Genomic DNA, 11,265 nt, shown 5'->3' on the forward strand with positions numbered 1-11,265 from the left:
AACGTCATGCTGTGGCTGACAGGACCGGTGGGCGCCATGCTGCTGGGCTCGGTCGCCGTGATCGGCACGGGCCAGCCGGTGGACGACGCGGAGGCCGAGGACGGGTCCGACCTCGACGATCCCGAACTGCCGCGCGCGGCCGTCCCGGATGGGGAGCCCGCCATCGAGGGCCCGCCCGCCGCCGACCTTCCGGATTTCGCCGTGTCGCCCGAGGGCGGGATCATCGCCACCGGCAGCTCCGGCAGCGACGTGCTGTCGGGAAGCCCGCTCACCGACCTGATGGACGGCGCAGGCGGCGCCGACACGCTCGCCGGCGCGGATGGCGATGACGCGCTGGCGGGTGGCGACGGCGCCGACGCGCTCGATGGCGGCCGCGACGCGGACACCCTGCACGGCGAGGGCGGCGGCGACCTGATCCGCGGCGGTGCGGGCGGCGACCACCTGTTCGGCCACGACGGCGCCGACGACCTCCATGGCGAGGCGGGCGACGACGTGATCTGGGGCGGGCTCGGGCACGACCTCCTCCGCGGCGGGGAGGGCGCGGATTCGCTGCACGGACGCGAGGACAACGACACGCTCGCGGGCGGCGACGGCGCCGACGCGCTGTTCGGCGGGAACGGCGACGACCTGGTCGACGGCCGCGAGGCGGGGGAGGCGACCGACTACGTGAACGGCGGCGGCGGGGACGACACGCTCGTCGCGGACGCGGGCGACGTCCTGACCGGCGGCACAGGCGCCGACGCCTTCCTCGTCGGCCCGTGGACGGCGGCGGACGGCGCCGCGACGCTCATGGACTTCGACCCGGCCGAGGACCAGCTGGTCGTCTTCTACGATCCGGCGGCCGGTGCCCTGCCGGCCCTGTCGCTTGCGCCCGACGCGGACGATCCGGACGTCACGCACCTGCTGATCGACGGGGCGGCGGTCGCGACCATGGCCACCGCGGCGGCCCCCGCGCTCGACACGGTGGCGTTCCTGCCGCAGGACCTCGCGCCCGCCTTGCCCGGCTGACGCCGCCCCCCTTTCCAACCGGCGCGAAAACCCCTATACGCGCGCATCCGGCCCGCGTGGCCGGACCTCTCCACGGGCCCTGCTGGACGACATCCCGGCTTGCGCCATCCCGCAACACCAGATCAAGGAGACCCCGATGTCGATCACCGCGGAAGAAAAGACCCGCCTGATGAAGGAATACGCGACGACCGAGGGCGACACCGGTTCGCCCGAGGTGCAGGTCGCCATCCTGACCTCGCGCATCACGACCCTGACCGAGCACTTCAAGACCCACACCAAGGACAACCATTCCCGGCGTGGCCTGCTGAAGCTCGTGGCCCAGCGCCGCAAGCTGCTCGACTACCTCAAGGCGCGCGACGAGGAGCGGTACAAGACCCTCATCGGCAAGCTCGGCATCCGTCGCTGAGCCTCTTCGACGCGCGCGCATCGCGCCGCGCATCACCCCCGAGCTTCGCGCCTGCCCGGGCCTCCCGGGCGGCGCACCCCGCCGCGGCCCTTGCCGCGCGTCCTGTCCGGGATTATGGACAAAGCATGAACGCCCACGCCTTCAGCTTCTCCGGCGCGACGCTGCATGCCCTGCCTTCCGGCGGCCTGTTCTGGCCGGACGAGTCGCTTCTGGTGGTCTCCGACCTGCATCTCGGCAAATGCGCTCGGCTCGCCGAATGGGGCGGCGCGGCCCTGCCCCCCTACGACACGACCGAGACGCTGCGCCGGCTCGAGGACGACCTGGCCGCGACCGGCGCGACCTCGGTCCTGTGCCTCGGCGACAGCTTCGACAGCGTGGGCATCGGGGCAGCCCTTCCCGAGGACGACCGCGCGCGCATCGCGGGGCTCCAGTCCGGCCGCGACTGGATCTGGATCGAGGGAAACCACGACCGCGGCCCCTGCGGCCCGGGCGGACGCCATTGCGACACGCTCGTGCGGAGCGGCCTGACCTTCCGCCACATCGCGACGCGCGACGGCACCGGCGAGGTGTCGGGCCATTACCACCCCAAGGCGCAGCTCTTCGCCCGCGGGCGCGCGATCTCGCGGCCCTGTTTCCTCGTGGACGCGGTGCGCCTGATCCTGCCGGCCTACGGCGTCTATGCGGGCGGCCTGCGCACCGACAGCGCCACCCTGTCGCGCCTCATGGACGCGCCGGCGCAGGCGATCCTCACCGGCACCCGCCCCGTCGCCATCCCCATGCCGCGGCTCTAGGCACTTGCCGGCGTCCGCACCGCGTGCTCCTCTGGCACGCATGGACGACGGACGGACAGACATGCCCGGCATCGAGGCGCGGATCCGCGACAGTTTCGCGCGACAAACGCTGATGACCACGTTCGGCGCGTCGATCCGGTCGATCGCTCCGGGCGAGGTCGAACTCGAGGCGCCGATCCTGCCCATCGCGCGCCAGCAGCAGGGCTACGGGCATGCCGGGCTGACATTTGCGCTGGGCGACACCGCCGCGGGCTACGCCGCGCTGACGCGCGCGCCCGATGGCCACGAGGTGCTGACCTCCGAGATCAAGATCAACCTGCTGTCGCCCGCGCGCGGCGACCGGCTGATCGCCCGCGGCCGCGTGGTGAAACCCGGGCGCCGCCTGATCGTGGTCCTGTCCGAAGTCTTTGCCGAGGATCAGGGCCGCGAGACGCAGATCGCCCTCCTCACCGGGACGATGGTGCCCGTCGCGCTCTGAGCCTTAGCCGCGCGGCAGCGCCTCGTGGTGCGCCCAGAGCCGCTGCGCCGGCACGTGCAGCCTGAGGACGTCGCCCGCGCGCAGGTCCCCCGGCCGCTCGACCCAGGCGGTGACGCCGCGCCGGCCCTCGGCTGCCCGCTTGAACCGCTTGCCGAAGCCCTGCCGGTCCGCCTCGATCTCGCGCGCGGGCAGCATGCAGGGGCGGTTCTGCATGTCGACGACCAGCGTCACGCCGTCCGGCCCCTGCAGCCGCGAGGAGGGCGGCAGATGGCTCAGGTCCGGCAGACCCTCGAGCACCAGGCTCGCGCCCAGCCATTCCGGCCGGACCGCGTCGAGGCCCATCTCGGCCGCGATCCGGGCAAGCTCCTCGGCCGAAACGAGCGACAGCTGGCGCACGTTGCGGATCTCGGTGCCGCGGGGATGCTGGGCGGTCACGCGCGAACAGGAGGGCCGCGTCAGCCCCGCATGGCGCTCGCCTGCCTGCCCCTCCCAGCCGAGGGTCATGTGCGCGACGGGTTCCGACCGGATGCCGGCGCCATCCGGCGCGACGATGCCGAGCCAGGTGATGCGACCGTGAAAGTCGGTGGGCGCCAGCGCCGGCATGCGACCTCTCCCGCGGCCCTAGCGATCGACCGTGAAGAACAGCCGGCGGAAGGGGAACAGCACCTTGCCGCGCGCATCCGTCGGGTAGGCCTTGCCGATCGACGCCTCGTAAGCCGCGATCAGCCGGGCGCGTTCGGCATCCTCAAGCCGCTGCAGGATCGGCCGGGCATAGGTGCCCTCGGTGAACCGCCGCACCGGGTTGCCCTCGCCGTCCGGGGCAAGCTCCTGGTAATATTCGGTTTCCCACAGCGTCACGCGGCCGAGCGGCGCGAGGATCCGGTGATATTCGGCCGGCAGCAGCGTGCGTGGCAGTTCGCTGGCATCGACGCGGCCGGGGAACATCTCCTCGGCGATCTGTACCCAGAGCCGGTGCGAGGGCGCGTTGTTCTGGTGCGGCATCTGAACGGCGAGCGTGCCGCCTTCGGCCAGCATGCCCGCGAGCCGCGGCATCAGCGTCGCGTGGTCGCCCACCCAGTGCAGCACCGCGTTCGAAAAGATCAGCGCCGGCGGCGTATCGGGCTGCCACGCCTCGAGGTCGGTCTCGACCAGGTCAGCATAGACGCCGGTGAGCCGCGCATGGGCCTGCATGGCCGGGCTCGAATCGACACCCACCAGGCGGCGGCGCAATTGCTGCAACGCCGGCCCCGCGGCCCCGGTACCGCAGCCCAGGTCGATCACGTCACCTTCGGGCAACGGGCCGAGCGCGCGCATGAGATCCAGCGCGGGCCGCAACCTGAAGCCCCGGAACCTGTGATAGGTCCCGGGGCTCCAGTCGGTATCTCCGGCTTCCGTCATGCGGTCGGTTCAGGCTCCAGGCCACCGCCGTCCGCGGGCTTCGCCTTGCCCTTGGTCTTGGGAATCGCGGTCAGGCTCGGCTTCTCGTCGGCGGCAGCGCCCGCACCGGCATCGTCGTCCCCCGAGGTGGGCGGCTCGCCACGCATCACGCGCTTGATCTCGTCGCCGGTCAGCGTCTCGTATTCGAGCAGGCCCTTCGCCAGCCGGTCCCATTCCTCGCGGCGTTCCATGAGGATGGAATAGGCGCGCTCGTAGGCGTCCGAGATGAAGCGACGCACCTCGTTCTCGATCAGCTCCTTGGTGTGGGCCGACACCGACAGGCCCGCGGTGTTGCCCTGGTAGCCCTCGTGCGCCTCGGCATAGTCGATGTTGCCGATCTTGTCCGACATGCCCCAGCGCAGCACCATGGCCCGCGCGAGCGCCGAGGCCTGCTGGATGTCGCCGGCCGGACCGTTCGACACGTTTTCCTCGCCGTACTTGATGATCTCGGCCGCCTTGCCGGCCATGGTCATGGCGAGCTTTTCCTCGCATTCCGACTTGTGCCAGTTCAGGCGGTCGATCTCGGGCAGCGAGACGACCATGCCGAGAGCACCGCCCCGCGGGATGATGGTCGCCTTGTAGACCGGATCGCATTGCGGGAGCGTCAGGCCCACCACCGCGTGACCGGCCTCGTGGTAGGCGGTCTTTTCCTTCTGCTCCGGCGTCAGCACCATCGACCGGCGTTCCGAGCCCATCATCACCTTGTCCTTGGCGTTCTCGAAATCGACCATGGTGATGAAGCGCCGGCCGACCCGCGCGGCCATCAGCGCCGCCTCGTTCACGAGGTTGGCAAGGTCCGCGCCCGAGAAGCCGGGCGTGCCGCGGGCGATGATCCGCAGGTCCACGTCGGGCCCGAGCGGCGTCTTGCGCGCGTGCACGCCGAGGATCTTCTCGCGGCCCTTGATGTCCGGGTTCGGCACCGTGATCTGGCGGTCGAACCGGCCGGGACGCAGCAGCGCGGGGTCGAGCACGTCGCGGCGGTTGGTGGCCGCGATGATGATGACGCCCTCGTTCGCCTCGAAGCCGTCCATCTCGACCAGCAGCTGGTTCAGCGTCTGCTCGCGCTCGTCGTTGCCGCCACCGTAGCCCGAGCCGCGGTTGCGGCCGACGGCGTCGATCTCGTCGATGAACACGATGCAGGGCGCGTTCTTCTTCGCCTGCTCGAACATGTCCCGGACACGCGAGGCGCCGACGCCGACGAACATCTCGACGAAATCGGAGCCCGAGATGGTGAAGAACGGCACGCCCGCCTCGCCCGCGATGGCGCGCGCGAGCAGCGTCTTGCCGGTGCCCGGAGGACCGACGAGCAGCGCGCCCTTCGGGATCTTGCCGCCGAGGCGCGAGAATTTCTGCGGGTTGCGCAGGAACTCGACGATCTCCTCGAGCTCCTCCTTGGCCTCGTCGATGCCCGCCACGTCCTCGAAGGTCACGCGGCCGTGCTTCTCGGTCAGCATCTTGGCCTTCGACTTGCCAAAGCCCATGGCGCCGCCGCGTCCGCCGCCCTGCATCCGGTTCATGAAGTAGATCCAGACGCCGATCAGCAGGAGGAACGGCAGGAGCGAGATCAGGAAGGACTGGAAGCCCGACTGTTCCTGCTGCTCGGCCCGCACGGTGACGTCGTTCTGCACCAGAAGGTCGGTGACCTGTGCGTCCTCGGGTCGGACGGTGATGTAGTCCTGTCCGTCGCTGGTGCGGAACCGCACACGCTCGCCATCGATCGTGGCCGACGTGACGGTGTTGTCCTCCACCCGCTGCACGAAATCCGTGTAGCTGACCTCACGGCTCTGCAGGGTCGACCCGCCGCCGGAGAAGAGGTTGAAGAGCGCCAGGACGAGCAGGAAGAGCACGACCCAGAAGGCGATGTTGCGTGCGTTGCCCAAGAGAGGGATCTCCTTGCAGAGGTTTGCTGGTCGCACCCGGGCGACCTGCACCCGGACAACATAAGGATTGGGGCGCCATCTTCAATCGGAAAGCAGGAACGCGGTGAAGGGGGACCGCCTGTCGCGGACCGCGTGGGCCGGGCCGAAGCCCATCGGCGCGAAGCCCGCCAGCGCGCCGTCCCGCCAGAGCGCCGGGCAGGCGCGCGCGATGCGCAGCGGCGGCGCGCCCTCGGGCGGGTTTTCCCGCAGATGCGCGGGGATTTGCGCCCAACCGTCCACGCCGAGGGCGCGCACCTCGCAGTCCTCGATCCCGGCGCCGTCGATCTGGTGGCGCCCGTCCCACGCGGATGCGGGCCCCGGGGCCGCGACCACGTGGCGCACCGCCGCGAAGTCGCGCCAGACACGGATCGTGCGCCGCCCGCATTCCGCCTCGGCGCCGTGCAGCGTGCCCCGCCCGCCGGACAGGAGCGTCTCGACCAGCGCCTCGACCGCCGGGCCGCGCGGCCGGTACTCCGCGCCCGAGGTCCAGGTCAGCGCCGCCGCGACCAGCCGCACCTGCGTCTCGCGGTCCGACGCCTCGACCACGCCGCGGTCGAACGTCAGGGCACCGGCGACCCCCTCGGGGGCCGCGGCGTCCATGGCCGCCCGTGCGAGGTCCCGCGTCCGGGCCTCGAGCGCCCGCCGCGCCCGGCGCATCCGCCCGGCCGCGGCGGCGAGCGTGTCCGCGCCGAGCCCCTCCGCCGCCATCAGCGCCACGAGCCGCCGCATGCGCGTGCGATCATAGGCCGGGTCCTCGTTCGTCGGATCGTCCACCCAGGGCACGCGCAGGGTGCGCGCATAATGCCGCAGTTCCTCGCGCCCCATGTCGAGGCAGGGCCGCACCAGCGTGAAGCCCCCGACGCGCCGTGCGGGGGCCATCGCCGACAACCCGTCGACCCCCGCCCCGCGCGCGAGCCGCATCAGGAAGGTCTCGGCCACGTCGTCGGCGGTATGGGCGAAGAGAACGTGCCGGATGCTGCCGCACCAGCGCGCGATCAGGTCGATCCGTGCGCGCCGCGCGGCATCCATCACGTTGCCCCGCCCGTCCCAGTGCCAGCGCAGCGTCGCGTGCGGGTGCCCGAGCGCCGCGCATTCGGCGGCGACCAGCCGCGCCTCCGCCGCGCTCTCGGGCCGCAGCCCGTGATCCACCGTGACCACCCGCAGCGCCACGCCCCAGCGCCGGGTCCAGTTGTGCGCCAGCGCCAGCATGGCCATGGAATCGCCGCCGCCCGACACCGCGAGCGCGACCTCGGGCGGAAAGTCCGGGCCCAGAAGCTGGCCCATCGCGGCGGCGAAGCGGTCGTCGAGCGACCCCGCGCCGTCCGCCGTCATTGGCAGGAATACTTCGCCCGCTCCTCGGCCGCGCGCGCCACCGCATCGGTGCCGGGATAGCGGTTCGGGACCTCGGCGAGCGTCACGCAGGCCTCGCGCACCGACCCGAGTTCGCCGAGCTTGGCGCCGAGCCGCCACAGCGCCTCGGGCGCGGAGGGGCTGTCGGGCGAGCCGGAATAGACGTCGAGATAGGCCCGCGCCGCCTCGCGCGGCTGGCCGAGCCCGTCGAGCGCGTGTCCCTGCCCGAGCAGCGCCGCGGCGTCTAGCGGTCCGCCCGGATAGGTCTCGCGGAAGGACGCAAAGAGGTCAGCGGCGCGCTGAAAGTCACCGCTGGCGAGCGCCTCCTGGGCTCGCCGGTAGTCCTGTTCCTCCGCCGCGGCGAGCTGGGTGCCGGAATCGGCGAGCGGCAGCGGCGCCTCGCCCGTGGCGGAGCCGCCGTCGCTCCCGCCGGTCTCGATGTCGGCCACGGTCGCGCTGCCGTCGGTCGGCACCTCCGCGGGCAGGGCCGCGCCGCCGGTCTGCGGCGCCGTGCCGCCCAGCGGGTCCTCGGTGCCGAGCGCCCCGATGTCGCAGCCCTCCTCCAGCTCGCAGAGCCGGAACTTCAGGTCGCCGATGCGGTTCGTGCCGTCCTGCACCACGCGGTCGACGCGGTTCTGCATCTCCTCGGTGCGCGAGGTCAGGCGCGTGAGCTCGGCCTCGATCGCGTTGACCCGGTCGATGACCGAGCCCGCCACCTGCACGCCGCCCTGCCCCGTGGTGGACAGCTCGCGTTTCAGCCGCTGCACCTCGAAGGCGAGCGACGAGATGTCCTGCCGGATGTCGGCCAGCGTGGCGTCGTCCTGCGCGGTGACGGGACCCGCGGCGACGAGCGCCGCGAGGGTCAGGGAGGCAGCGAAGCGGATCATGGCGGGAAGACGTGTCCTCAGCTCGTGGCGCCGGCGGTGCCGAACGAGATCACGGTCACCGCGCGACGGTTCTTGGCATAGCACGCCTCGTCCGAGCAGATCTCGATCGGGCGCTCCTTGCCGTAGGAGATGGTCCGCAGCCGGTTCGGCGCCACGCCGCGGCCGACGAGGTATTCCATCACCGCGTTGGCGCGCCGCGCGCCGAGGGCGATGTTGTATTCCCGCGTGCCCTGCTCGTCGGCGTGGCCCTCGATCACCGCGAGGTAGTCGGCGTTGGTCTGCAGCCACTGCGCCTGCCCGTCGAGGATGCTCTGCGCCTCGGCGCTGAGCGTTGACTGGTCGACGGCGAAGAGCACGCGGTCGCCGATGGTCTGGTTGAAGTAGGCGGGCGAGCGCGGATCGTTCGGGCTGCCGGGGATGACGTCGGACCCGATGCCGCCCGCGCCGTAGCCGCCATTGGCGCCCGCGCCGCCGGCGCCGTCCGCGCCGAAGCGGTCGGGGTTGGTGCAGGCCGCGGCCAGAAGGCCGGCGGCGACGATCAGGGCCTTGGAGAGATGCGTCATAATCACTGTCCTGCTCGGGTTTTGCCGCACCGTAGCACAGGCCGAATCGCAAGGGAATGCGGGCGGCGGAAAGCGGCCGCCGCGCCGCGCAACTTTATCGTGATCGGGGCCGCCCTATTGCAGCGGTCCCCAGGACGGGTCGGAGGCGCCGTCGGGGGTCGGGACGGGCCGCAGGTTCCGCCCCGACACGTCCACGCTGTAGAGCGACGAGGTGCCCTCTGCGCCCTGCGTCTCGCGCGCGAACATGATGACGCGGCCGTTCGGCGCCCAGGTCGGGCTCTCGTCGAGAAAGGAGGCCGTCAGCAGCCGTTCCTCGGACCCGTCGGTGCGCATGACGCCGATATGGAACCGCCCCGCGTTCTGCTTGGTGAAGGCGATGAGGTCGCCGCGCGGCGACCACACCGGCGTGCCGTAGCGCCCGGGGCCGAAGCTGATCCGCGTCGCCTCGCCGCCGCCCGCGGGCATGATGTAGAGCTGCTGGGACCCCGAGCGGTCGCTCTCGAACACGATCTGGCTGCCATCGGGCGAATAGCTGGGCGCCGTCTCGATCGAGGGCGCCGAGGTCAGCTGCGTCGTCGCGCCCGACCCGATGTCCATGCGGTAGATGTCGGTGTTCGACCCGCTCGTGGAGGACAGCAGCAAACCCTGCCCGTTCGGCGTGAACCGCGGGGCAAAGCTCATGTTGCCCATCTGCGCGGGCAGGATGCGGCTCTGCACGTCCCCCACGTTCAGCAGGTGCACCCGCGGGTTCCCGCTCTCGTAGCTCGTGTAGATCACCCGGTCGCCGTTGGGCGAGAACCGCGGCGCCAGCACGATCGACCCCGACCCGGTCAGGTACTGCACGTTGGCGCCATCGTAATCCATGATCGCGAGCCGCTTGGCGCGCTGGTCCTTGGGACCGCTCTCGGACACGAACACGATGCGGCTGTCGAAATAGCCGCCCTCGCCGGTGATGCGCGAATAGACCTGGTCGGCGACCTTGTGCGCCATGCGCCGCCAGCCGTCGGCGGTGCCCGCGAACTGCATCCCCTCGCCGAGCTCGGCGCCCGAGAACACGTCGTAGACGCGGAACTTCACGATCAGGCGGTCGCCCTCGAGGCTGACCGCGCCGGTGATCAGCGCCTGCGCGTTGATCGCCTTCCAGTCGGCGTAGGCGACGGGGCTCGAGAAGCTCGTGACGTTCGAGATGAACGCCTCGCGCGGGATCCGGCGGAAGAGCCCGGTACCGGTCAGGTCGTCCGCCACCACCTGCGTCAGGCGCCCGGCATAGTCCTGCGCGGCGGCGTTCTCGGCCACGAAATCGGGCGCCGCGAAGGGCAAGGGCTCGATCACGCCCTCGGTGATGTCGATGCGCAGGGGGCCGTCCTGCGCGGCGGCAGGCGACACCGCGCCGAACGCGGCGGCGGTGACCGCCAGCACGAGGGCCGCCAGCAGGGACAGCGCCCCGCGCGCGGTGACAAGGAAGAACTGTCTCATCGAACACCCTTTCTTCGGGTCGGGGAAACCGGTCGTGCCCCGGGCGCGGCGGCCCCGCGGGCGTCGGGATGCGGCGCAGGGCGACGCTCGGGGCGCGGCGTGCGCGCCGCAGGACAACGCGCGAACCCGCTCACCGGATCCGCATCCCGGACGGATCGAAGGTCATCTCGATCTCCTGCCATTGCGCGTATTTCTCGGCCGGCAGCGGGAATCCGTCGCCCTGGCAGCGCAGGATCGCGCGGCGCGCCGCCTGGAACGCCGTCTCGGACGCACCGCCCGAGCCGCCATCCGCGGACACGAGCCGGATCGAGTTCGCCACCACCCTGCCGTCCTGGGTCATGTCCATGCCCACGGTCACGGTCACGTTGGCGGCCTGGCTGCCCACGTCGACGACCCAGCAGCGCTGGACCGCGACGCGCAGCGCGTCCTTCTCCCCGGCCGTCATGGGCGGGCCCACGGGCAGGTCGGGGTCGGGCGAGGTGGTGCCGCCCGAGGCGAGCGCCTCGGCCACCGCATCGGCGACCGCGTCCGCGACGGGATCGGCGGGCGCCTCCTGCGGCGTCTCGGCGGCTTCGGGCGCGGGCGTCTCCTCGGGCGCGGGTTCGGCCGCCTCGGCGGTCTCGGTCTCGGGCTCGGCGGGCGTCGCCGCCGGCGCGGGCCGGCTCGGCCGGGTGCGCGGGCGCGGCGAGGCGTCGGGCGCCCGGGCGGGCTCCTCGGCCTCGGTGACGATCTCGGGCGCGGCGGCCTCGGGCTGGGCAGTCTCCTGCGGCGGCTCGGGCACGACGTCCGGTTCCGGCTCGGGTTCCGGCGCGACCTCGGGTTCGGGCTCGGGCGCCACGGCCACGTCGCGCTCGGGTTCCGGCACGGGTTCGGGGGCGACGCGCGGCGCGGGCCGCGGCGTCGGACGGTCCGACACCTGCGGCGCGTCGACCTGCGGCTCGGGCGCCGGC

Annotated in this window: 12 protein-coding genes; 4 read left to right on the plus strand and 8 right to left on the minus strand. The window is 72.2% G+C overall.

Translation table 11 applies throughout. The features are described 5' to 3' along the window. Positions 1-6 precede the first annotated feature (6 nt). The 4 genes from RISW2_RS04940 to RISW2_RS04955 all read left to right on the plus strand — a co-directional run bounded on the left by RISW2_RS04940 (position 7) and on the right by RISW2_RS04955 (position 2,683). The gene (locus tag RISW2_RS04940; protein ID WP_043767355.1) at positions 7-1,008 is read left to right on the plus strand and encodes a calcium-binding protein; all 1,002 of its coding nucleotides are present in this window, start codon (positions 7-9) and stop codon (positions 1,006-1,008) included. A gap of 136 nt (positions 1,009-1,144) precedes the next feature. Further along, positions 1,145-1,414, plus strand: a complete 270-nt coding sequence (rpsO, locus tag RISW2_RS04945) for a 30S ribosomal protein S15 (RefSeq protein ID WP_043767357.1) — start codon at positions 1,145-1,147, stop codon at positions 1,412-1,414. A gap of 125 nt (positions 1,415-1,539) precedes the next feature. Further along, complete coding sequence (gene pdeM, locus RISW2_RS04950) at positions 1,540-2,205, plus strand: ligase-associated DNA damage response endonuclease PdeM (protein ID WP_043767360.1); 666 nt, start codon at positions 1,540-1,542, stop codon at positions 2,203-2,205. Positions 2,206-2,266: 61 nt separating this feature from the next. Continuing rightward, a complete protein-coding gene (locus RISW2_RS04955; protein ID WP_043767362.1) occupies positions 2,267-2,683 on the plus strand; it encodes a PaaI family thioesterase in 417 nt (138 codons plus the stop codon). A 3-nt stretch (positions 2,684-2,686) separates the two neighbouring features. Here RISW2_RS04955 and RISW2_RS04960 read toward each other — a convergent pair whose 3' ends face one another. The 8 genes from RISW2_RS04960 to RISW2_RS25005 all read right to left on the minus strand — a co-directional run. Continuing rightward, the gene (locus tag RISW2_RS04960) at positions 2,687-3,286 is read right to left on the minus strand and encodes an MOSC domain-containing protein (RefSeq protein WP_043767364.1); all 600 of its coding nucleotides are present in this window, start codon (positions 3,284-3,286) and stop codon (positions 2,687-2,689) included. An 18-nt stretch (positions 3,287-3,304) separates the two neighbouring features. Next, complete coding sequence (locus tag RISW2_RS04965) at positions 3,305-4,081, minus strand: methyltransferase domain-containing protein (RefSeq protein WP_043767367.1); 777 nt, start codon at positions 4,079-4,081, stop codon at positions 3,305-3,307. Further along, the gene (gene ftsH, locus RISW2_RS04970; RefSeq protein ID WP_043767370.1) at positions 4,078-6,000 is read right to left on the minus strand and encodes an ATP-dependent zinc metalloprotease FtsH; all 1,923 of its coding nucleotides are present in this window, start codon (positions 5,998-6,000) and stop codon (positions 4,078-4,080) included. The genes RISW2_RS04965 and ftsH overlap by 4 nt, the downstream gene beginning before the upstream one ends. A gap of 81 nt (positions 6,001-6,081) precedes the next feature. Then, positions 6,082-7,371 carry a tRNA lysidine(34) synthetase TilS gene (tilS, locus tag RISW2_RS04975; RefSeq protein ID WP_051491808.1) on the minus strand — a complete coding sequence of 430 codons (1,290 nt, stop codon included), beginning with the start codon at positions 7,369-7,371 and terminating at the stop codon, positions 6,082-6,084. Beyond that, a complete protein-coding gene (gene ybgF, locus RISW2_RS04980; RefSeq protein WP_211238666.1) occupies positions 7,368-8,276 on the minus strand; it encodes a tol-pal system protein YbgF in 909 nt (302 codons plus the stop codon). Before ybgF ends, tilS begins: the two co-directional genes overlap by 4 nt. A gap of 17 nt (positions 8,277-8,293) precedes the next feature. Beyond that, complete coding sequence (pal, locus tag RISW2_RS04985; RefSeq protein WP_043767372.1) at positions 8,294-8,839, minus strand: peptidoglycan-associated lipoprotein Pal; 546 nt, start codon at positions 8,837-8,839, stop codon at positions 8,294-8,296. Between the two features lie 114 nt (positions 8,840-8,953). After that, a complete protein-coding gene (gene tolB / locus RISW2_RS04990) occupies positions 8,954-10,315 on the minus strand; it encodes a Tol-Pal system beta propeller repeat protein TolB (RefSeq protein ID WP_084615256.1) in 1,362 nt (453 codons plus the stop codon). A gap of 130 nt (positions 10,316-10,445) precedes the next feature. After that, positions 10,446-11,265 (minus strand): hypothetical protein (locus RISW2_RS25005; protein ID WP_043767374.1); only part of this gene is annotated, 820 nt, incomplete at its 5' end.

The organism is Roseivivax isoporae LMG 25204, assembly GCF_000521865.1.
Taxonomy (GTDB): domain Bacteria; phylum Pseudomonadota; class Alphaproteobacteria; order Rhodobacterales; family Rhodobacteraceae; genus Roseivivax; species Roseivivax isoporae.